At 64.1% G+C, this 21,353-nt stretch carries 22 protein-coding genes; 12 read left to right on the top strand and 10 right to left on the bottom strand.

From position 1 onward, the window contains the following. Positions 1-99: 99 nt before the first annotated feature. Together BMI85_RS02135 and BMI85_RS02130 are read left to right on the top strand one after the other, a co-directional pair. On the top strand, positions 100-1,017 hold the full coding sequence (locus BMI85_RS02135) for an alpha/beta fold hydrolase (RefSeq protein ID WP_078599347.1): 918 nt from the start codon (positions 100-102) through the stop codon (positions 1,015-1,017). 34 nt (positions 1,018-1,051) lie between these two features. Then, entirely contained in the window at positions 1,052-1,741 is a 690-nt protein-coding gene (locus BMI85_RS02130) for a glutathione S-transferase N-terminal domain-containing protein (protein ID WP_078599346.1), read from the top strand. A 70-nt stretch (positions 1,742-1,811) separates the two neighbouring features. On the opposite strand, the gene BMI85_RS02125 is transcribed toward BMI85_RS02130, so the two are convergent. Both BMI85_RS02125 and BMI85_RS02120 read right to left on the bottom strand, forming a co-directional pair. Next, positions 1,812-2,234: an OsmC family protein gene (locus BMI85_RS02125; protein WP_078599345.1), complete on the bottom strand. Its 423-nt coding sequence runs from the start codon at positions 2,232-2,234 to the stop codon at positions 1,812-1,814. 60 nt (positions 2,235-2,294) lie between these two features. After that, complete coding sequence (locus BMI85_RS02120; RefSeq protein ID WP_075774417.1) at positions 2,295-3,506, bottom strand: deoxyguanosinetriphosphate triphosphohydrolase; 1,212 nt, start codon at positions 3,504-3,506, stop codon at positions 2,295-2,297. Positions 3,507-3,599: 93 nt separating this feature from the next. On the opposite strand from BMI85_RS02120, the gene BMI85_RS02115 reads away from it, so the two are divergent. Then, a complete protein-coding gene (locus BMI85_RS02115) occupies positions 3,600-3,929 on the top strand; it encodes an iron-sulfur cluster assembly accessory protein (RefSeq protein WP_078519481.1) in 330 nt (109 codons plus the stop codon). A gap of 88 nt (positions 3,930-4,017) precedes the next feature. Here the strand turns inward: BMI85_RS02115 and BMI85_RS02110 are convergent, their stop codons facing one another. The 5 genes from BMI85_RS02110 to BMI85_RS02090 all read right to left on the bottom strand — a co-directional run bounded on the left by BMI85_RS02110 (position 4,018) and on the right by BMI85_RS02090 (position 9,027). After that, the gene (locus tag BMI85_RS02110) at positions 4,018-4,734 is read right to left on the bottom strand and encodes a lipo-like protein (protein WP_078599344.1); all 717 of its coding nucleotides are present in this window, start codon (positions 4,732-4,734) and stop codon (positions 4,018-4,020) included. A gap of 98 nt (positions 4,735-4,832) precedes the next feature. Then, the gene (locus BMI85_RS02105) at positions 4,833-5,300 is read right to left on the bottom strand and encodes a DUF6869 domain-containing protein (protein WP_078599343.1); all 468 of its coding nucleotides are present in this window, start codon (positions 5,298-5,300) and stop codon (positions 4,833-4,835) included. Positions 5,301-5,311: 11 nt separating this feature from the next. Next, positions 5,312-6,034: a hypothetical protein gene (locus BMI85_RS21000; protein WP_143594959.1), complete on the bottom strand. Its 723-nt coding sequence runs from the start codon at positions 6,032-6,034 to the stop codon at positions 5,312-5,314. 5 nt (positions 6,035-6,039) lie between these two features. Continuing rightward, the gene (locus BMI85_RS02095) at positions 6,040-7,635 is read right to left on the bottom strand and encodes a peptide chain release factor 3 (protein ID WP_078519478.1); all 1,596 of its coding nucleotides are present in this window, start codon (positions 7,633-7,635) and stop codon (positions 6,040-6,042) included. Positions 7,636-7,725: 90 nt separating this feature from the next. Next, on the bottom strand, positions 7,726-9,027 hold the full coding sequence (locus BMI85_RS02090) for an Nramp family divalent metal transporter (protein WP_078546530.1): 1,302 nt from the start codon (positions 9,025-9,027) through the stop codon (positions 7,726-7,728). A gap of 202 nt (positions 9,028-9,229) precedes the next feature. Between BMI85_RS02090 and mntR the strand changes: the two genes are divergently transcribed. Next, on the top strand, positions 9,230-9,655 hold the full coding sequence (mntR, locus tag BMI85_RS02085) for a manganese-binding transcriptional regulator MntR (RefSeq protein WP_078599342.1): 426 nt from the start codon (positions 9,230-9,232) through the stop codon (positions 9,653-9,655). On the opposite strand, the gene rlmJ is transcribed toward mntR, so the two are convergent. After that, the gene (gene rlmJ / locus BMI85_RS02080; RefSeq protein ID WP_078599341.1) at positions 9,638-10,420 is read right to left on the bottom strand and encodes a 23S rRNA (adenine(2030)-N(6))-methyltransferase RlmJ; all 783 of its coding nucleotides are present in this window, start codon (positions 10,418-10,420) and stop codon (positions 9,638-9,640) included. The two genes, mntR and rlmJ, sit on opposite strands and share 18 nt — an antisense overlap. Positions 10,421-11,105: 685 nt before the next feature. Next, entirely contained in the window at positions 11,106-11,309 is a 204-nt protein-coding gene (locus BMI85_RS02075) for a DUF1127 domain-containing protein (protein ID WP_078519474.1), read from the bottom strand. A gap of 339 nt (positions 11,310-11,648) precedes the next feature. On the opposite strand from BMI85_RS02075, the gene BMI85_RS02070 reads away from it, so the two are divergent. Next, positions 11,649-12,737 carry an Mrp/NBP35 family ATP-binding protein gene (locus BMI85_RS02070; protein ID WP_078599340.1) on the top strand — a complete coding sequence of 363 codons (1,089 nt, stop codon included), beginning with the start codon at positions 11,649-11,651 and terminating at the stop codon, positions 12,735-12,737. A 355-nt stretch (positions 12,738-13,092) separates the two neighbouring features. Here the strand turns inward: BMI85_RS02070 and BMI85_RS21300 are convergent, their stop codons facing one another. Continuing rightward, a complete protein-coding gene (locus tag BMI85_RS21300) occupies positions 13,093-13,257 on the bottom strand; it encodes a hypothetical protein (protein WP_168174721.1) in 165 nt (54 codons plus the stop codon). A 202-nt stretch (positions 13,258-13,459) separates the two neighbouring features. On the opposite strand from BMI85_RS21300, the gene mraZ reads away from it, so the two are divergent. The 7 genes from mraZ (at position 13,460) to mraY (ending at position 21,290) form a co-directional block, all read left to right on the top strand. After that, positions 13,460-13,945 (top strand): division/cell wall cluster transcriptional repressor MraZ, encoded by a 486-nt coding sequence (mraZ, locus tag BMI85_RS02065; protein ID WP_078520010.1) that lies wholly within the window; start codon positions 13,460-13,462, stop codon positions 13,943-13,945. A gap of 3 nt (positions 13,946-13,948) precedes the next feature. Next, positions 13,949-14,956, top strand: a complete 1,008-nt coding sequence (gene rsmH / locus BMI85_RS02060) for a 16S rRNA (cytosine(1402)-N(4))-methyltransferase RsmH (protein WP_078599339.1) — start codon at positions 13,949-13,951, stop codon at positions 14,954-14,956. Further along, a complete protein-coding gene (locus BMI85_RS02055) occupies positions 14,953-15,330 on the top strand; it encodes a cell division protein FtsL (protein WP_078519471.1) in 378 nt (125 codons plus the stop codon). Before rsmH ends, BMI85_RS02055 begins: the two co-directional genes overlap by 4 nt. After that, complete coding sequence (locus BMI85_RS02050) at positions 15,330-17,144, top strand: penicillin-binding protein 2 (RefSeq protein ID WP_246832466.1); 1,815 nt, start codon at positions 15,330-15,332, stop codon at positions 17,142-17,144. The genes BMI85_RS02055 and BMI85_RS02050 overlap by 1 nt, the downstream gene beginning before the upstream one ends. Before the next feature lie 134 nt (positions 17,145-17,278). Further along, positions 17,279-18,760, top strand: coding sequence for a UDP-N-acetylmuramoyl-L-alanyl-D-glutamate--2,6-diaminopimelate ligase (locus tag BMI85_RS02045; RefSeq protein ID WP_078546540.1), 1,482 nt, complete (start codon positions 17,279-17,281; stop codon positions 18,758-18,760). Then, the gene (gene murF, locus BMI85_RS02040) at positions 18,760-20,208 is read left to right on the top strand and encodes a UDP-N-acetylmuramoyl-tripeptide--D-alanyl-D-alanine ligase (protein WP_078599337.1); all 1,449 of its coding nucleotides are present in this window, start codon (positions 18,760-18,762) and stop codon (positions 20,206-20,208) included. The genes BMI85_RS02045 and murF overlap by 1 nt, the downstream gene beginning before the upstream one ends. Further along, positions 20,208-21,290 carry a phospho-N-acetylmuramoyl-pentapeptide-transferase gene (gene mraY, locus BMI85_RS02035; RefSeq protein ID WP_078519467.1) on the top strand — a complete coding sequence of 361 codons (1,083 nt, stop codon included), beginning with the start codon at positions 20,208-20,210 and terminating at the stop codon, positions 21,288-21,290. The genes murF and mraY overlap by 1 nt, the downstream gene beginning before the upstream one ends. The last annotated feature ends 63 nt before the right edge of the window (positions 21,291-21,353 follow it).

Below are 21,353 nucleotides of genomic sequence, written 5' to 3'. Positions count from 1 at the left end.
GTCGCTGCAGGCTCACGCAAGGGGGGGGAACTTTCCGACGAAAAGCCGCGTTCGGATTAGAACAACAACCCGCGCCTGCGCTCCTCCCCCGAGGCCCAAATGCCGCTTCTCAAGGTCCATGCCAGCTCCGAGCTGCCCGCCGATGTCATCGCTCAGGCGCGCGCGCTGCCGGAGGGTGCCCCGGTCGTCTTGATGATCCACGGCTACGGCTATGCGGCGGGCGTCGAGGGGCGCGACCCGTATCAGCATATCTTCGCGATGGAGCCGAGCTTCAATCTGCACACCGCGATCAGCTGGCCGCGCGCGCTCGGCTTCGACGGCAGCAATCCGGGCGAAGGGCTGGGCATCGCGTTTAGCTGGCAATCGACGGGGCGGCTGACCCGGATCTACGACATGGCCGAGATCGCCGCACAGCGCCTTGCCCGCCTGATCGGCGCGCTTCATGCCGCGACCGGGCGTCCGGTGGGCATCATCGGCCATTCAATGGGCGCGCGGGTCGCCCTGCGGGCCCTGCGCCATGCCCATGCGGGGCAAGTCGCGCGGATGGTGCTGCTGGCCGCCGCGGAATTCCAGAGCCGCGCCGAAGAGGCGATGGCGAGCCCTGCGGGCGGCAGCTGCGAGGTACTCAACGTCACCAGCCGCGACAACGACCTGTTCGATTTCCTGTTCGAGTGGGGCGTCGCGGGCGGGCGCGAGCGGTCTTTGGGAAATGGCCTGTCGCAGCCGATGCGCAACTGGCTTGACCTGCAGATCGACGCGCCCGAAGTGATCGAGGTGCTCGAAGATCTCGGCTATCCCGTCGCCCCGCCCGCGAAACGCGTGTGCCATTTCGCCTGCTACATGCGCGAGGGGCTGTTCGACCTTTACCGTCAAGTGCTGCGCCAGCCCGACCGGCTGCCGCTTCCCTTTCTCGCCGAAGCACTACCTAAGGCGCAAGACCCCCGCTGGTCGCGCCTGTTTGCGCGTCCGCGCACACCGGGTTTCGCATTGCCCTCGTTCCAGCGTGCGGCAAAGTAGAGCGGAACCTGCCGCCTAACCTGACGGAGACCCCATGATCGACCTTTATTATTGGCCCACGCCGAACGGCTGGAAAATTTCCATCGCGCTCGAAGAGATGGGCCTGCCCTACGAGACCCACCTGGTGAATATCGGCAAGGGCGAGCAATTCGAGCCGGAATTCCTGAAAATCTCGCCCAACAACCGGATGCCCGCGATCATCGACCGCGACGGCCCGGATGGCGAACCCGTTTCGATCTTCGAGAGCGGCGCGATCCTGCAATACCTCGCCCGCAAGACTGGTCAGTTCTACGGTGAGACCGAGCGCGACCGGATCGCAGTCGACGAATGGCTGTTCTGGCAGGTCGGCGGGCTCGGCCCGATGGCCGGTCAGGCGCACCATTTCCTGAAATACGCGCCCAAGCTCGAGCCGCCGCAAGACCTGCCCTATGCGAAGGATCGCTACCGCGCCGAAACGGGTCGGCTCTATGGCGTCATGGACCGCCGTCTGGCCGAGACCCGCTACCTTGCTGGCGACTTCTACTCGATCGCGGACATGGCGTCCTGGGGCTGGGCTTCGCTCTGGGAAGGGCAGGAGCAGACGCTCGACGACAAGCCGAACCTGAAGCGCTGGCTCGACGAAGTCGGCGAACGCCCGGGCGTCAAAGCGGGCCGCGCCCTGTCTGCCGATGAGCGCAGCGACAATTCGAGCCGCGAAGCGCAGAAGCATCTCTTCAAGCGCTGAACGCCAGACCCAATACATGAAAAAGGGCGCCTCACCGGGCGCCCTTTTGCTTTGATTGATCAGGACTGGATCAGTTGATAGTCAGGTCCAGCGTGATCTCGCAGTTCAGAAGCTTCGAGATCGGGCAGCCTTCCTTGGCGCCCTCGGCCGCCTTGCGGATGGCATCTTCGTCGCCTGTGCCCTTCACGGTCGAGGTCAGTGCGGATTTCTTCACCGCGAAGCCGTCGCCCTCCTTGTCGAGCGAGATTTCCGCCTTGGTGTCGATCACGACATCCGAGACGCCTGCCTGCTCGAGCTGCAGCGACAGCGCCATAGAGAAGCAGGACGCGTGAGCCGCGCCGATCAATTCCTCGGGATTCGAACCGGGCTCATCCTCGAACCGGGTGTTAAAACCGTAGGGCTGCGACTTCAGCGCGCCGCTCTCGGTCGAAATCGTGCCTTTGCCGCCCTTGATGGTGCCTTCCCAATGGGCCGATGCGTGCTTGCGGATCATGAATCCCTCCTATGCGTTGCATTCGCGGAGACAACGAGACGGAACGCCAGTTGTTCCGCCTCAGCGCCCGCGCCCCACCAGCCTATCATATTCCTGAATGGCGAAACGGTCCGTCATCCCGGCCACGTAATCGAGCACGACCCGCGCCAGCGCCTGCTTCGATTCGGGCCGGGTGCAGTCGCCGCCAAGGATGCGCGCGCGGGAGACTTCCTCCTGCCATTCCTCGGGCAGAAGCTCCGGGCGTTCCATGAACAGCGGAAAGAGCGCGTTGATCATTTCGGTCACGCGCTTGCGCTCCACCACGACGGAGGGCGCACGATACATACGCTCGAACAGGAATTGCTTGAGCACCTTGAGGCTTTGATAAAGCGGCTTAGAGAAGCGGATGATCGGCCCGTCCATCTGCCGGATATCGTCGACCGATTGCGGCCCGAGCGAGGTCAGCCGGTTCTCGGCCACCGCGATCACGTCTTCGACCATCACGCCGAAGACCCGACGCAGCGCCTCGTGCTGGCGGCGCGTGCGGTCGAGACCGGGATGCAGCTTGTCCACCTCGGCGAAACAGGCCCCGATCACCGGCAATTCGCACAGGTCATCCTCGTCGAAGAGCCCCGCACGCAGGCCATCGTGCAGATCGTGGTGGTTATAGGCCACATCATCGGCGACTGCCGCCACCTGCGCCTCGGCGCTGGCATTGGTCTCCAGCTCCAGATCCCAGGCCGCATCGACCTCGGCCAGCGCATAGGGCAGCTCCTCGCGGCTCGGGAAGCTGTGCGAGCCGCCCTTGTCGGAAATCGCAGGCCCGTTGTGCTTGGCGATACCTTCCAGGGTCTCCCAGGTCAGGTTCAGCCCGTCGAAGCCCGCGTAATGCTTCTCCAGCTTTGTCACGATCCGCAGCGCCTGAGCATTGTGATCGAAGCCCCCATAGGGCTTCATCAGCTCGGCCAGCGCGTCCTCGCCGGTATGCCCGAAGGGCGGATGGCCCAGATCATGCGCCAGCGCCACTGCTTCGGCCAGATCGGTGTTCAGCCCCAGCGTCCCCGCGATGGTGCGCGCCACCTGCGCCACTTCGATCGTATGGGTCAGGCGCGTGCGGTAATAATCGCCCTCGTGCTCGACGAAAACCTGCGTCTTGTGCTTGAGCCGTCGGAAGGCTGAGGAGTGGATGATCCGGTCCCGATCGCGCTGGAACGGCGAGCGGAAAGTGGACATGCTTTCGGGGTGAAGCCGCCCGCGGCTCTCGCCGGGCTGGCAGGCATAGGGCTTGAGCACTGGTAAAACCTCGTCTTGTCGGCACGCTTCGGCCCTCCTATATCTCGGATGTGACGGAAATACAGGCCCCGTGGGGTCAGGAAGGCCAATCCGATGCAACTCCCTCCGAAAGTGACCGAGCGCGCCTTTGCGCGTCTGGCGGAAATCAATGAAGGTCGCGAAGCGCCGCAAGCGCTGCGTGTGGCCGTCGAGGGCGGCGGCTGTTCCGGTTTTCAGTATGATATCAAGCTCGAAGAGACGCCTGCAGGCGACGACATCGTGCTTGAAGGCGCGGGCCAGAAGGTGCTGATCGACCCGGTCTCGCTGCCCTTCCTCGAGAACGCCACGATCGACTTCACCGAAGAACTGATCGGCGCGCGCTTCGTGATCGAGAACCCGAACGCATCCAGCTCCTGCGGCTGCGGCGTCTCATTCGCGATGTGACGATGCAGGCGATGCGCCTTATCTGAAAGGCGCATCCTCGCTTCCTCTTGATATAAATATCCCCGCCGGAGGCTCCCTTCCCTCGGCGTCACTCCTCCAGTGGCAATTTGCGAAAATCGAACCCGTCTTCCAGCGTCGGCTTGATCACATCGAAATAGGGCGAGAGATCGAAATCGCGCGGCGTGAACAGCGACGAGTGCCGGATTTGCAGGATCTCGCCCTGACTGTCGGCGCTGCCCATCTCGATATCGGGCAGGATCGGGTAATGGACCGAATGAAACGCCTCGGCGATCACGGTCGAGCAAATCGCCCGCGTCGGGTCGCCTGATCCCAAAGCCAGCATCCGCCGCCGAAACCGATGCGGCACGGGCGGGCGCGGCAGAAGATACCGCACCAGGTCGATCACGTTCTTCAGATCGTATTGCCGCCCGACGGCGCTCTGCATGTAGTCGATCACCTCTTCCAGCCGATCATGCCCAAGCCCCACGGGGCGGCAGATGCGGGTGTTGAGATGCGCATAGGCCGCGAGCCCCGCGATCCGCACGCCCGCCTCAAGATCGGCCTCGATCAGCTCGCCGCCGGGCGGGCCACCGGAATAGAAGGCCGCATGCGACCATGTGGAATGGGTGAGATACTTGATCGCCGCCGAGATCCGCCGGTCGCCCTCGACCAGCAGCACATCGCCCGGACGTAGCGTGGCGCGCAACGCGCGGGTCGGGATCACGCCGAAGGGCTGGTAGAAGCGCGTCTGCTTTTGCAGGAACCGCGCCATTCTCTTGCCGGACATCCGAGACAGCTGCGCCATGATCTCCTCCTTGCTCAGAGGTAGGTCCGGCGCGCGCTGCTGCACAGCTCAGGCGCAGAGATGTGATTTTCGTTACTTGTCGCGCGATGCGCCTGCGCTCATTTCGGCGGCAGCGGCCCGCCCATATCGAGCCCGGTATCCATCGCCGCCGCGCGCGCCTTCTCGATCCGCGCCCAAAGGGTGGGGTCTTCCTCGCCCTGCGGCCAGACCCCCGTCAGCGCAAAGCAGAAGCGCGCGGAATGGCGCGCCTCGCGCTCGATCCGCTCGATGAACTCCGCGCCATGTTCCGCCACCAGATCCTCCAGCGGCCCGGCGGCGAGCATCACCACCTGCCAGATCGTCGTAGCCCCCGTCAGCGCCTTGCGGATGAAGGTCCAGAGCACCTCGGGATATTCGCGCAGCTCGAACACACAGAGCACCGACCACGGGAACTCCTCGCCCTCGGGCTCCTCGGCATTGTCGGCCAGCCACAGATCGACCAGCGCCTCGACCGTGCGCACGTCTTCCGGCGCGCTGGCCTCGTTGCACAGGATCGAAACGAGTTCGGGGGGAAGGGGGGTGGTCATGTCGCGCGCTCCTAAACGGGGATCCATTCGAGTTTTCCCGGCAATCGCTTAACCAGCTTGTCAAGCGCGCCGATCAAACGGGGTTGGTATTCAGCGGGCGCGCCAAGGAGGAACAACAGATTTGGGGCCAATCTTGCGCGAAGAACCGGAAGTTTTCCATCTTCAACGAATCTCTCCGACCGGCGGTCGCGCAGATCGCTTGCACGTTGGATCGGATTGCACTGCCGAGCAAATTGGATGGATACGGTGATCTTGGCCCGAGCACGATAATCGTCAATTTCCTCGTGCAAAGCGTATTTGGGAGATGTCTTCCGACGCATGGATTTCACTTCGAACCCGTTGTCTGGGTCGACGAAAACAACCTGGCATGGTTCCAGCTTCAACAATGCTTCCTGATGCCACCGCCGTCTGGCGCCGGGTTCAGCGGGAACAAAATCGTTGTGGAATATTGTATCTTCAGGAACGATTTGCGCGCTTTCCGCCTCGTTGAGGCTTCGAGCTTCAGGAAGCCGGAACCTCTCAAGTTTTTCCAGAAGATCGGCGTCACAGCGTCTCCAAATCGGCTGATTGAAATGGTGCCGTTTTTCACCATCGGCATTTCCGATTTCGTCAACGCTATGAGGATCGGTTAGATACCAGTTCAGACCAAGCGGACCTCCGAACTCTGCGTGCAAACTACGCAGGATAGCGTATTTGACAAAGTCGTGACTGTCTCCGAGGTATCGTTCCTGCATAGCGTTTACTGCATCATTTCCTTGGTCGCCGACAGCGTCACGCCCTCATAGTCGCGCTCGACCCGGTCGATGTCCCATTGCAGGCGGGTCAGGAACACCACGTCGCCGTCGTGATCATAGGAGATGTGCTGTTTGTTGGCGTTGACCAGCTTCTCGACCGCAGCTTTGTCGCCCAACACCCAACGGGCCGAGGTGAATTGCGAGGCTTCGAAGCGCACGGGGATGCCGTATTCCTGCTCGATCCGGCTGGCCAGCACCTCGAATTGCAGCGCGCCGACGACGCCCACGATGAAGCCCGAGCCGATCGCGGGCTTGAACACTTTCGCAGCGCCCTCTTCGGCGAATTGCATCAGCGCCTTCTCCAGATGCTTGCCCTTCATCGGATCGGTCGCGCGCACCGACTGCAGCAGTTCCGGCGCAAAGCTCGGGATGCCGGTGAAGCGCAGCGCCTCGCCCTCGGTCAGCGCATCGCCGATGCGCAGTTGGCCGTGGTTCGGAATACCGATGATATCGCCGCCCCAGGCCTCTTCCGCCAGTTCGCGGTCGGCGGCAAGGAACAGAACCGGGTTCGACACGGCCATCTGCTTTTTCGAGCGCACATGCAGCAGCTTTTGTCCGCGGGTGAAATGACCCGAGACGAGGCGTACGAAGGCCACGCGGTCGCGGTGCTTGGGGTCCATGTTCGCTTGCACCTTGAAGACGAAACCCGCGACTTTCTTCTCCTCGGGGGCCACATCGCGCTCAGCGGATTTGAAGACCTCCGGCTCGGGGCCGAATTCGCCGATCCCGTCCATCAGTTCCTTAACGCCGAAGCTATTGATCGCCGAGCCGAACCAGATCGGCGTCAGGTGTCCCTCGAGGAAGCTCTGGCGATCGAAAGCGGGCAGCAACTCGCGCGCCATCTCGACTTCCTCTTTCAGCTTTTCGAGCTGGTCGGCGGGCACATGCTCGGCCAGTTTCGGGTCGTCCAACCCGCTGATCTTGATCGATTCCGCCACCTTGTTGCGATCGGCGCGATCCATCAGCTCCAGCCGGTCGTGCAGCATGTCGTAGCAGCCGAGGAAATCGCGGCCCATCCCGATCGGCCAGCTGGCAGGCGCCACGTCGATCGCGAGGTTTTCCTGAATTTCGTCGATGATCTCGAACGTATCCCGGCTCTCGCGGTCCATCTTGTTACAGAAGGTCAAGATCGGCAGGTCGCGCAGACGGCAGACCTCGAAAAGCTTCCGGGTCTGACTTTCCACGCCCTTCGCGCCGTCGATCACCATGATCGCCGCATCGACCGCCGTCAGCGTCCGGTAGGTATCTTCCGAGAAATCCGAGTGGCCGGGCGTGTCGACGAGGTTGTAGCGGAAGTCGCGATACTCGAAGGACATGGCCGAGGCCGATACCGAAATCCCGCGATCCTGTTCCATCTTCATGAAGTCCGAACGCGTCCGTCGCGCCTCGCCCTTGGCACGCACCTGTCCCGCCATCTGAATGGCGCCGCCGAAAAGCAGGAACTTCTCGGTCAAGGTGGTCTTGCCCGCATCCGGGTGCGAGATGATCGCGAAGGTGCGGCGACGGGCGATTTCGGGCGGGAGCGCGGGACGGTTCATCATGCGCGCTCGTTTAGCCTGCCCGCGCGCGCCTTGCAATCGCGGCGATGGGGGGCGCAGCGATGGGGGCTCCGGCCCCTCGCACCTTGAACCTTAGCTTACCAGACCCGGCACCGGCAGCCCGGCCGATTGCCAGAGCAGCACGAAATTCAGCCCCAGCACCATGAGCGCGCCCAGCACCGCGAGCCACAGAAGCGGCCCGCGCAGGGCGAATTTGCCCATGATGTCGCTGCGCCGTGCGAAGATCAGCAGTGCGACCATCGGGACGGGCAGGGCGATCGACAGCACCACCTGACTCATCACCAGCGCGTCGGTCGTGTTCACCCCCAGCCACACGACGACGAAGGCGGGCGCCATCGTGATGACCCGGCGCAGCCAGACCGGGATGCGACGGCGGATGAAGCCTTGCATGATCATCTGCCCCGCCATCGTGCCGACGACCGACGAGGAAACCCCCGAGGCGATCAGCGAGGTCAGGAAGGCTGCGGCCGCGAAACCGCCCAAGAGCGGCGTCAGCGTGTGATAGGCGGTCTCGATCTCGGCCACTTCGGAATGGCCGCTATGGAATGCCGAGGCCGCCATGATCACCATCGCCATATTGACCATCCCCGCGATCGCGAGCGCGATGATCACCTCGCGGTTGGAGAACTTCACCAGCCGCGCCTTCTGCACCGGATCACGCGTCAGGGCGCGGTTCTGCGTCAGGCCGGAATGGAGGAAAATCGCATGCGGCATCACGGTCGCACCGATGATGCCCACCGAAATCGTCAGCGCCGTCGCATCGGGCATTGAGGGCGCGAACATCCCCGCCACGGCCCCGGACCAGTCGACGGGCGCCACGAACATCTCGGCGAGGTAGCACGCCCCGATCAGCGCCACGAGCGCACCGATCACGATCTCCATCGGGCGGAAACCGCCGCGTTCGAACATCAGGATCGCATAGGTGACGACGGCGGTGACGCCCATCCCCCAGATTAGCGGCCAGCCGAACAGGAGCGAAAGCCCCAATGCGCCGCCCAGAAACTCCGCCAGATCGGTCGCCATCGCCGCGATCTCCGAGACGATCCACATCGCGATCGTCACGGGTTTCGAGAAATTCTCGCGCGAGAGTTCTGCGAGGTTCTTGCCGGTGACGATGCCCACGCGCGCCGAGATCGCCTGAAACAGCATCGCGATCAGGTTCGCCCCCAGCACGACCCACAAAAGCGCATAGCCATAGCCCGCGCCCGCCTGAATGTTCGTCGCGTAATTGCCCGGGTCCATATAGGCGACCGAGGCGATGACGGCTGGCCCGAAGAACAACAGATACCCGCCGCGCCGGTTGCCCGACAGCACGGCCTCCATCGCCGTGCGGGTGCGGCTCGTCATGTTTTCCTTGCGGGTCAGTTCAGTCATGGGGGTCCTCGTCAATGCTGCTGCTGCGAAATGTAGCCGCGGCTACAAGATTAGCAAGTGGCTAATTTTCGTTGGCAGGACAACAGGCGCCGCGCGAAGCTTTGCTTGGCATATCGGGCGCGACAGGTTATCCGGTCCGCTCCGGAAATGGTGCCCGAAAGGCCCCGACCGGTATTGAGACAAGGACCGTCAAGGCAGGCGAATGACTGAGACCGATCCCTCCCAGATCAAGGGGTTCAACCGGGCCCGAGAGCGTGCGGCGCGCGCGCTTCTGGAAGACTATGTCGAGATGATCGCCGATCTGACGGCGGAATTCGGCGAGGCGCGGATCACCGAGATCGCGGCGCGACTCGGGGTGGCCCATCCGACCGCGACGAAAGCCGTCGCCCGGCTCAAACGCGAGGGGCTGGCCGTGTCGCGGCCCTATCGCGGGGTGTTCCTGACGGAGACGGGGGAGGCGCTGGCCGATCAGGTGCGCGAACGCCACCGGACCGTCTTGGCCCTGTTGCGCGCTGTGGGCGTGCCGGAAGAGGTCGCGGAGATCGACGCCGAAGGGATCGAGCACCATGTCTCGTCGCGCACGCTTGAAGCGTTCGAGGCCTTCCTCGCTTCAAAGGCTGGCAAATAGCTCCGACAACCGCTCGGCCTCGCCCGCAAGACCCCAGGGCGGGTTCACGATGAACATCCCCGAGCCGATCATGCCGTGGCCTTCACGCGCGGGCGGAAAGCGAACCTCATGGCTCAGCGCATCGGGGAAGTCGCGGCGCAGAGTGCGCACCATTGCCTCCTGCGCGCCCGAGGCGAGCATCGGATACCAAAGCGCGATGATGCCGACATTCCATTTCTTCGCGATATGGCCGATCAGCTTCGGCATCGCCGTGTAGTCGGCCTTCTCCTCGAAGCTCGGGTCGATCAGCATCATCCCGCGACGTGGCGTCGGAGGTGTCAGCGCCAGCGCCATCTCGCGCCCGTCGGCCTTGTGCAGGACCGCGCCGCTTCGCCGCGTGGCCGTGCGCAGGGCGGAAAACTCCTGCGGGTGCAATTCACATAGCTGAATCGTGTCCATCGGCCGCAACAGCGCCTGTGCCACCAAAGGCGAACCCGGATAGGTCTGCGCGCCGTGCTGCGCCCGCACAGCGGCCAGCGCGCGCATATAAGGGTGATCGGAGGCGAACCAGCCCAGGCCTTCCACCCGCGTAATTCCGGCCGCTGCCTCTCCCGTTTTCGCCGCCTCCGCCCCGTCGAGCGCATAAAGCCCGCGCCCGGCATGGGTTTCGAGATAGCTCAGAGGCTTGTCCTTGCGCGTCAGGTAATCGAGCGCTGACGCAAGCAGCGCGTGCTTGTGCACATCGGCCAGATTTCCGGCGTGATAGGCGTGTTGGTAAGACAGCATTGGTTCGGTCTCCTTGCGCCCTTCCTGCCGTTCACTGCGCGCGAGGGCAATGCCGTTCTTCTTGGCAGAAATATCCCAGGGGCACGCGAAGCATGCGGGGCGGAGCCCCTCCGACAGATCAGCTTGGGAAAGAATAAAAGAAAACGGCGGCGCCCAGGGAGGAGGAGGGGCGCCGCCGTCTCTTTTCTGCCGTCAGGTCTCAGGGAGGAGGAGAGAGACCCTTCGGCACTGTCGACACCGCTTCAGGGAGGAGGAGGAAGCGGCGTCACACCCTCGGGTCCAGGGAGGAGGAGAGGACCCTCGGTATTTTGTGGCGGCACCCTCAGGGAGGAGGAGGAGAGTGCCGCCGAAACGATCGGCCCAAGGAGGAGGAGAGGGCCTTTCGTATCACATTGGACCTGTCGGCCCGGATATCAAGTGCTGCACTGCAGCATGCGACAGCCTGTCGCAGCTTTCCGCCGGTGATAGGCGGCGACCTCAGGGAGGAGGAGAGAGATCGCCGCCTGCTCGGCGCGGATCTCTCAGGGAGGAGGAGAGAGAGATCCGGGCAGCTCGGATCCGGCATCGCGGCGTCGTGCCGCTTGGGGCCGGTATGTTTGGTGTGGCGGCGCTCTCAGGGAGGAGGAGAGAGAGCGCCGCCGCAGTCCTGAGCCCCAGGGAGGAGGAGAGGGGCTCGGGAAGCGAATTACTTGCCGTATGCGGCCTCGTAGGCCACGCGGGTGATCATCGAGCTGTGCAGCCCGAGGTCGTTCAGCTCGCGGCTGTTGAGCGAGCGCAGTTCGTTGAGCGTCTGGCGATACACCTTGCGGCGGGCCAGGGCTTCGGTCAGTTTCGATTTCAGCGCGGCGAAGCCGCCTTCGTTCAGTTGGATGTCTTGTACGAGTGCCATCGTTTCAGCCTCATCTATCTACTTGCGAGGGCCGCTGCCGGTTCCAGCTTGTCGACCCGAATTCGTTACTTCGTGTTCCGTCGTTGGGCTAAAGATGGCGCTAATGCTGCGACTGCACAATGCCGGGAAGCCTCATTGCCGCCATGCAGAAAATGCATGAATGATTCTGACCCATTTTCGAGACGCAGACGCAAGATATGTGCGCTTGCCTTGGGGCGTTTGGGGGATTCCTGACCATTTGGGCAGTTCTCGACTTGAACTGCGCGGCAAAAACGCCACAGTTCCGGCCAAATCACGAGCAGTCGGGCCGATGACGGACCCGGGAATGGAGGAATCTGCATGGCTCTGAGCAAGGAAACGGTTCTCGCGACGTTGCAATCGGTAGAAGTGCCGGGCGGCGGGACCGCGATCAGCCGCGATCTCGTGCGCGCGCTTGCGGTGCAAGACGGCGTGGTGCGCTTCGTGCTCGAAGGCGCGCCGCAGCCCGAACTGGAAGCGATGCGCCCCGCGCTGGAAGCGGCAATCAAGGCGCTTCCCGAGGTGACGAGCGTGACGGTGGTGGTGCCCGCGGGCGCGCCGCGCGGTCTTGGCGGTGCCGCTCAGCAATCGCAACAGCGCGGCCCCGCGATCGGCGGCCATCCCAAGCCCCAGCAAGGTCCGCAAAAAGTGCCGGGCGTGAAGAAGATCATCGCCGTGGGGTCGGGTAAGGGCGGCGTAGGCAAATCCACCGTCGCCTCGAACCTCGCCGTGGCGCTGACGCGCGCGGGCAAGAAGGTCGGTTTGCTCGACGCGGATATCTATGGTCCCTCGCTGCCGCGCATGATGGGCGCGAGCAAGCGACCCGCCTCGCCGGACGGCCAGACGATCCTGCCGCTGCAGGCGCATGGCGTCACGCTGATGTCGGTCGGTCTCATGCTAAAAGAGAGCGAGGCGGTTATCTGGCGTGGCCCGATGCTGATGGGGGCGATGCAGCAGATGCTGTTCCAGGTGAAATGGGACGAATACGGCCCGCTCGACGTGCTTTTGATCGATCTGCCGCCGGGGACGGGGGATGTGCAGCTCACGCTGTGCCAGAAAACCGAGCTGGACGGGGCGATCATCGTCTCCACCCCGCAGGATGTTGCGCTGCTCGATGCGAAGAAGGCGATCGACATGTTCCAGCGGCTGAAAACGCCGATCCACGGGCTGGTCGAGAACATGTCTTCTTATGTGTGCCCCAATTGCGGCCACGAGGCACATCTCTTCGGGCATGGCGGGGTCGCTGCGGAAGCGAAGGCGCTGGGGCTGCCCTTCCTCGGTGCGCTGCCGGTCGATCTGGATGTGCGGCTCGCCGGCGATGCGGGCACCCCGGTCGCGGCGGGCGAGGGGCCGGCGGCTGAGGGCTATGCCGCTCTTGCGCAGGGGCTGGTCGACCGCGATCTGATCTGACCTCGGAACCAAGGTCACATTTGGAAAGGCGCCCGATCCGGGCGCCTTTTTTCTGGTCACAGGGGCGTTATGGGAAATCATGGCACCTTTCATGGAACTTCACGGGAGCGTAGAAGGCATGTGAGCGGAGATTCGCCATTATACTGGGCGGAATCACGCGCGCTTCACGCGTCCTCGCGCAAAATCACCCTGTGGTGAGCGCTGAAATCAGTGGTGTCGCGGGTTCAAATTGCGGCTCAAAAACCACAGGTTCCGCATTGGGTGAAATTTTTTGGGATTTTACGGGAAGCTCTGACGGCTCCGGTTTTTCTACCATATATAGTAAATTACCGCAAGGACTGCGCTATATGTGGTCTTATTTCGGCACAACACCTGGTAATGGAGTCTCTTCGCGAACAACATGCGCCCAGTATTCGGCAACTTTTTTCTTGCGTGCCATGAATTCCCATGGCATCCCTAATTCATCGGAAGCGAAGACAAATAGAGGCGCCAAGACCTCACGGCGAAATGCAGGTTTCATACAGGCCATCGCTTCACGAAAACAAAGAGATCCGGCGCGCGAGCGAGCAGATATCCCCATCCCCCCAGGTGGCGCGTGCAGTCGGGCATACCCAGTAATGGGAACGAGGGCGGCGGATTGGGCAGTGGCAGCAGCCCAATCCGCTGTTTTCATTTCGGGCCCCGCCCGGCGGGACAGGTGATAGGAGCGCGCTTTGGCGGGCATGTTCATAGGCGAATACACCTTCAAGGTGGACAGTAAGGGTCGCGTGTCGATCCCCGCACTGTTTCGTCGTGAGCTGGAAGAGGGCGACCCCGAGCGCCCGAACAAAGATCGCCCCCGCATGGTCATCGTCTACGGCGCCGACACCCAGAAAATGCTTCAGATCTACACGCAGGCCGCCTTCGAGGCGCTGGCCGCCGATATCGCGGCGCTGCCGCGCGGCTCTAAGCAGCGCACGATCCTGCAGCGGATGGTTTTGTCCAAATCGCACCCGACCGAAGTCGATCCCGATGGCCGCCTGGTTCTCCCGGCGGCTTTGCGCACGAAGATCGGTCTCGACAAGGAAGCCTATTTCTCCGGCGTGGGGGAGACCTTCGAGATCTGGAACCCCGAGACCTTCGCCGCTGCCGATGAAGCCAATATCGATCAGTGGATCGAGGAGCAGGGCGAAGATTTCGACCCGCTCAGCCTATTGTCGCAGGGGTGAGCCATGACGGATCGGGACGCCCTGCCAGACGCCCCCCACGTCCCGGTATTGCTGCGGCCGCTCCTTCGGGCGGTCGCGCCTGTCTCTGGGACTTGGCTTGACGGAACTTTCGGCGCGGGCGGCTATGCGCGCGGATTGCTGGAGGCGGGCGCGGACAAGGTGATCGGCGTCGATCGCGACCCGGCGGTCTTCGAGATGGCCGAGGCGTGGCGCGGCGAGTATGGCGACCGGCTGGAGCTGGTCGAGGGCACTTTCTCCGAACTCGATACTTATAGCGACGACTTGCTCGACGGGGTGGTGCTGGATCTCGGCGTCTCCTCGATGCAGCTCGATCAGGCGGATCGCGGGTTTTCCTTCATGCGCGACGGGCCGCTCGACATGCGGATGTCGCAGGAAGGGCCCTCGGCCGCCGATCTGGTGAACGAGACGGACGAAGCCGAACTCGCTGATATCCTTTATCAATATGGCGAAGAGCGCGCCTCGCGCCGGATCGCCAAGGCTATTGTCGAAGCACGCAAGACCCAGCCTTTCGAGACCACGCAGCAACTGGTCAAAGTGATCGAGCGTTGCCTGCCGCGCCCGAAGCCGGGGCAGAGCCATCCCGCCACGCGCAGCTTCCAAGGCTTGCGCATCGCGGTGAACGACGAATTCGGCCAGCTCATCGAGGGGCTGGAAGCCGCAGAGCGCGCGCTGAAACCCGGCGGGCTTCTGGCCGTGGTCAGCTTCCATTCGCTCGAAGACCGGGTGGTGAAGCGCTTCTTTGCGGCGCGCTCGTCGACGGGCGGCGGCGGTTCGCGTCATGCGCCGGTTCAGCAAACCCTTGATCCCGCGTTCGAAATTACAGTGAAGGGCGACGGGCCCGACGCGGAGGAACTGGCGGAAAACCCGCGCGCACGTTCGGCCCGGCTTCGGGTAGGACGGCGCACCGAGGCGCCCGCTGGCAAGGCCGATCGCACGCAACTGGGGCTTCCGAAGCTCGTCACCGGGGAAAAGAAGGGGAAACGCCGTTGAGACTGCTTGCCTATCTTGCCGCCTCCGCCTGTGTCCTCGCGCTCGCCTTCTGGGCCTATCACGTCAATTACGACACGCAGGACCGGATCGACGAGCTGCGCGACCTCAACCGCGAAATCGCCTCGCTCAACGAGGGGCTGTCCGTGCTCAACGCCGAATGGGCCTATCTCAACCGCCCGCAGCGCCTGCGCGAACTGGTCAATCTCAACTTCACCTCGCTGCGTCTCCTGCCGATGACGCCCGAGCAGTTCGGGACCGTGGCGCAGATCGCCTATCCGACGCCGCAGGCTGATGATGCCGACGCGTCGAACGCCGATTTGTCCGGCCTGTCCGACCCGATCGAGGTCAAGGCCGATCCTGAGGGAGGGAACTGATGCGCACGCCCCTTCGTCCGCTTGCTCGTATCCTCGACGCCCGCGAAAAAGGTGAGAACCCCGACGCGATCGAACGCGAGAACCGCCGTCTGCGCGGCGAGGCCACCCGTGACAAGGCGCGTCAAAGCGCCGAAGGCCGCCTGCTGGTCATGTCGGTGATCTTCCTCGCGGCCTTCCTGACGGTGGGGCTGCGCATGGGCTCCTTCGCCGCCGCGCGCCCCGAAGAGCCGCAGACCGATTCCACGACCGAGCAGATCCACGCCCAACGCGCCGACATCGTCGACCGCAAGGGCAGGGTGCTTGCGACCAACCTGCTGACCCACTCGCTCTATGCGCAGCCGCCGATGATGATCGACCCGCTGGGCACCGTGGACAAGCTGGTGAAGATCTTCCCCGATCTCGACCGCGATCGGCTGAAGAAGGATTTCACCGGTCATCGCAAATTCGTCTGGATCAAGCGCCGCATCAGCCCCGAGCAGATGCAGGCGGTCCATGATATTGGCGATCCCGGCCTTCTGTTTGGCCCGCGCGAAATGCGGCTTTATCCCAACGGCCACCTCGCCTCGCATATTCTTGGCGGCGCGCGCTACGGCACGGAGGGCGTGAACTCGGCCGAGATCCTCGGCGTGGCCGGGATCGAGAAGGAATATGACAAGTGGCTGCGCGATCCGGCCAATGGTGGGCAGCCGCTGAAGCTCTCGCTCGACCTGACCGTGCAGTCCGCGCTCGAAGACGTGCTCTCGGGCGGCATGAAGCTGATGAACGCAAAGGGCGCGACGGCGGTGCTGATGAAGGTTCAGACCGGCGAGATCGTCGCCATGGCGAGTCTGCCCGATTTCGACCCCAACGACCGCCCCGCGCCGCTTCTGAAGGGCGATCCCTCCGACAGCCCGCTGTTCAACCGCGCGGTTCAGGGGATGTACGAGCTGGGCTCCACCTTCAAGATTTTCGCGGTCAGCCAGGCGATGCAGGACGGTCTGGTCACGCCCGAGACGATGATCGACACCAAGGGGCCGCTGCGCTGGGGCAAGTTCCGCATCCACGATTTCCACAATTACGGCAAGCAGTTGTCGGTCACGGATGTGATCGTGCACAGCTCGAATATCGGCACTGCGCGGATCGTCCAGAAGATCGGCCCCGAGAAACAGCGCGAATTCCTCGGCAAGCTGGGCCTTCTGGAGCCCTCGCCGGTGGAGCTGATCGAGGCACCGACGGGCCGACCGATTCTGCCGAAAAACTGGTCGGAGCTTTCGGCGATGACCATCGGCTACGGCCACGGTCTCTCCGACAGCCCGCTGCAGCTCGCGACGGCCTATGCGACGATCGCGAATGACGGGCGCCGCGTGCTGCCGACGCTGATCGCCAAAGGCGGCCCGCGCAAGCCGCATAAGCAGGAATTCGGGGCCCCCGAAGGCGCGCAGGTCGTGTCTCCGGCGGTGGCCCGCAAGGCGCTGGCGATGATGCGCGCCGTGGTGACGCGCGGCACGGCGAGCTACGGCAATGTCGCGGGCTATCAGGTCGCGGGCAAGACCGGCACCGCCGACAAGCCCGATCCGCAGGGCGGCTATTACGACAAGAAGGTGATCTCGACCTTCGCGGGCGTCTTCCCGGTGACCAATCCCGAATATGTGCTGGTTCTCACGCTGGACGAGCCGACGGACACCTCCGGCGACACGCCGCGTCGCACCGCAGGCTGGACCGCCGTGCCGGTCGCGGCCGAGACGATCCGCCGTGTCGCGCCGCTTCTGGGCCTGCGCCCCGAACCGACCACGCCCGACATGCTCGACGGCATCAGCCTCGTCAAGAAAGACTGACCTTTCCGGGCTGGCAGCGGGTCTCGCGCCACGCGCATGAACTCGCGCAAAGAGACCGGGGGCAGGGCCTGTCGCCTTGACCTCGCAGACGCGTCGCCGGATAAGTGCGGCAAGCTGAATGAAGGACGGATACGATGGCTGCGGGCACCAAAATGCTGAGCGAATTGGGGCTGACGCCGCTGCAGGGCGCAGACTGCGCGATCTCTGGGCTGTCGGTCGACAGTCGGCAGGTCAAGCCGGGCCATCTTTTCGCGGCTCTGCCGGGCACCCAAATCCACGGGGCCGAGTTCATCCCCTACGCATTGCGCATGGGCGCGGCCGCGGTGCTGACCGATCGCGCGGGCGAGAAAGCCGCGCGCGAGGCGCTCGAAGGCACCGACACCGCCATCGTCATCACGCAAGATCCGCGTCAGGCGCTGGCCTTCGCAGCGGCGCTGTGGTTCGAGCGCCAGCCCGAGACCCTGATCGCGGTGACCGGCACCAACGGCAAGACCTCCGTGGCCACCTTCACCCGCCAGATCTGGCAGCTCATGGGGTTCGAGGCCGCGAATATCGGCACAACCGGCGTGGAAGGCAGCTATTCCGCCCCATCGCCGCATACGACGCCCGAGCCGATCACCTTGCATCGCTTGCTCTCGGATATGGCGGCCGTCGGCGTGACCCATGCCGCGATGGAGGCCTCGTCCCACGGGCTGGCGCAGCGCCGGCTGGATGGCGTGACGCTCTCGGCGGCCGCGTTTACGAATTTCACGCAAGATCACCTCGATTATCATGCGAGCTTCGAGGAGTATTTTGCCGCCAAGGCCGGGCTCTTCACCCGCGTTCTGCCCGAAGACGGGGCGGCGGTGATCAATCTCGACGATCCCAAGGGCGAGGAACTGGCGCGCTACATCACCGCGCGCGGTCAGGAACTGATCGGCATCGGCCATACCGAGCAATGCGAAATGCAGATCCTTGGCCAGCGATTTGACGCGACCGGGCAGGATGTGCGCTTCTCGTGGGAAGGCTGGACGCAGATGACCCGCCTGCCGCTGATCGGCGGGTTCCAGGCGATGAACGTGCTCACGGCGGCGGCGCTCGCCATCGCCTGTGGTGCCGACCCCGAGGACGTCTTCGCGACGCTGCCGAAGCTCTCCACCGTGCGCGGGCGGATGCAACTCGCCGCCACCCGCGACAATGGCGCGACGGTTTTCGTCGACTACGCCCATACGCCCGACGCGGTGCAGACCGCGCTCAAGGCGCTGCGCCCGCATGTGATGGGCCGCCTGATCGCCATCGTCGGCGCGGGCGGCGATCGTGACGCGACCAAGCGCCCGCTGATGGGGCAGGCCGCCGCCGAGAACGCCGATATCGTCATCGTCACCGACGACAACCCGCGCTCGGAAGATCCCGCGACGATCCGGGCCGCCGTGTTGGAAGGCGCGCCCAAGGCGATGGAAGTGGGCGACCGTGCCGAGGCGATCCTGCGCGGCGTCGATCTGCTGCAGCCGGGCGATGCGCTCTTGGTGATGGGCAAAGGCCACGAGAGCGGTCAGATCATCGGCTCTGACACCTATCCGTTCGACGATGCCGAGCAGGCCTCGGTCGCCGTCGCCGCGCTGGACGGAAAAATCTGATGGCCGTTCTCTGGACCTCGAGCGACGCGGCCGCCGCGACCGGTGGCGAAGCCACGCAACCCTTCGCCGCGACCGGGATTTCCATCGACACCCGGACGATCCACCCCGGCGATCTTTTCGTGGCGCTCAAGGATGTGCGCGACGGCCATGACTTCGTGCGTCAGGCCCTCGACAAGGGCGCAGCGGCGGCGCTGGTCAGCCGCATCCCCGAGGGCTGCTCGAAGGACGATCCGCTGCTGATCGTGGATGACGTCCTCGCAGGCCTAGAGGCTTTGGGACGGGCAGGGCGCGCGAGGGCGCGGGCCCGCGTGCTCGCCGTGACCGGCTCGGTCGGCAAGACGTCGAGCAAAGAGATGCTGCGCGCCGTCCTCTCGGCTCAAGGCACCGTCCACGCCGCCGAAGCCAGCTTCAACAATCACTGGGGCGTCCCGATCACGCTGGCGCGCCTGCCGCAGGATGCCGATTTTGCCGTGATCGAGATCGGCATGAGCAATCCGGGCGAGATCGCGCCGCTGGCGAAGATGGCGCAGCCCCATGCCGCGATGATCACCACCGTCGCGCCGGCCCATCTGGCCGCTTTCGACAGCATCGAAGGCATCGCGCATGAGAAAGCGTCGATCTTCGAGGGGCTCATCGACGGCGGCATCGCGATTGTGCCGTCCGGCCTCGAGGTGTCCGACATTCTGCGCAAGGCCGCCCAGCAGGCCGGAACCATGGTCAGCTTCGGTCCCGAGCCGGGCTCGGATTACCGTCTGATCGACGCCCGCATCGCGGGCGACGCGACCGTCGTTCAGGCCGATCACCACGGCACGTCGATCCTGTTCAAGGTGATGACCCCGGGGCGGCATTTCGCGAATAACGCGCTCGGCGTGCTTGCCTTGGCCGAAGCTGCGGGCTGCGATCCGACCATTGCCGCGATGGATCTGGGCAACTGGCAGCCCCCCGCCGGGCGTGGCCAGCGCGAGCGGGTCTATATGGATGTGGTGGACGAGGCCGAGAGCTTCGATCTCTTCGACGACGCGTTCAACGCGAACCCGGCCTCGATGTCGGCAGCTCTCGAGGTCCTGGCAGGCGCCAAGCCGCGCGACGGGGTGGGGCGCACCGCGAAAGGGCGCCGCATCGCAATCCTCGGCGACATGCTGGAGCTTGGCGACGACGAGGCGGCGCTGCACGCGGCCATCGCCGATCACCCCGCCATGGCGAAGATAGACCTCGTGCATCTCGCGGGACCGCGCATGGCGGCGCTCCGTGAAGCGCTTCCGCGCGCCAAACGCGGCGAATGGTATGAAAAGGCGGACAAGCTGGCAGAGCGAGCCCGCCACCTGATCGACCCCGGCGACGTCGTTCTGGTCAAAGGATCCAAAGGCTCCAAGGTGAGCGTCGTCGTGAGCGTATTGAAAAAACTCGGCCAGCCCGGCGCGGCCGAGGCCCATAAGGGAAAAGACTAATGTTGTATTGGCTGACTGACCTCTCGGATGGCGGGGGCGTCTTCAACCTGTTCCGCTACATCACCTTCCGCGCGGGCGGGGCATTCTTCACGGCGCTTCTGGTAGGGTTCATCTTCGGCCCCTGGCTGATCGGCATCCTGCGCCGCACGCAAGGCAAGGGGCAGCCGATCCGCGACGACGGGCCGGAGGGGCATATCTCCAAGGCCGGGACGCCCACCATGGGCGGCATCTTGATCCTGACGGCATTGCTGGTTTCGACGCTTCTCTGGGCGCGGCTCGACAACGGCTATATCTGGGTCGTGCTGATGGTCACCTATGGCTATGCCGCAATCGGCTTCGCCGATGACTACGCCAAGGTCTCCAAGCAGAACACCAAAGGCGTCAGCAGCAAGGCGCGGCTTGCGCTCGGCTTTCTGCTCGCGCTGCTCGCGTCGCTCCTGACATGGTATCTGCACCCCTCCGATCTGGAAGGGCGTCTGTCGATCCCGTTCTTCAAGGACCTCGTGCTGAACCTCGGCTATTTCTACATCCCCTTCGCGATGATCGTGATCGTCGGCGCGGCCAATGCGGTGAACCTCACCGACGGGCTCGACGGGCTCGCGATCATGCCGGTGATGATCGCCGCAGGCACGCTGGGCGCCATCGCCTATGTCGTGGGCCGGACCGACTTCACCGAATATCTGGGCGTGCAATTCGTGCCCGGCTCCGGCGAGCTGGTGATCTTCACCGCGGCGCTGATGGGCGGCGGTCTGGGCTTCCTGTGGTATAACGCCCCGCCGGCTGCGGTCTTCATGGGCGATACCGGCAGCCTCGCGCTTGGCGGCGCGATCGGCGCGATCGCGGTCTGCACCCAGCACGAGATTGTCCTCGGTATCGTCGGCGGCCTCTTCGTGGTCGAGGCGCTGTCGGTGATCATCCAGGTCGCTTATTTCAAACGCACCGGGAAGCGGGTCTTCCTGATGGCTCCGATCCATCACCATTTCGAAAAGAAGGGCTGGTCGGAGCCGCAGATCGTCATCCGCTTCTGGATCATCTCGCTGATCCTCGCGCTGATCGGTCTGGCGACGCTGAAAATTCGCTGAGAATTCCTTCCCGTATACCTCTTATTTAGCGCGTATGCGGGTGCGCGCGAAGTCGCAAAAGGG

The organism is Thioclava sp. DLFJ4-1 (genome assembly GCF_002020145.1).
Taxonomy (GTDB): domain Bacteria; phylum Pseudomonadota; class Alphaproteobacteria; order Rhodobacterales; family Rhodobacteraceae; genus Thioclava; species Thioclava sediminum.
This window is presented reverse-complemented; position numbering and strand designations above follow the sequence as displayed.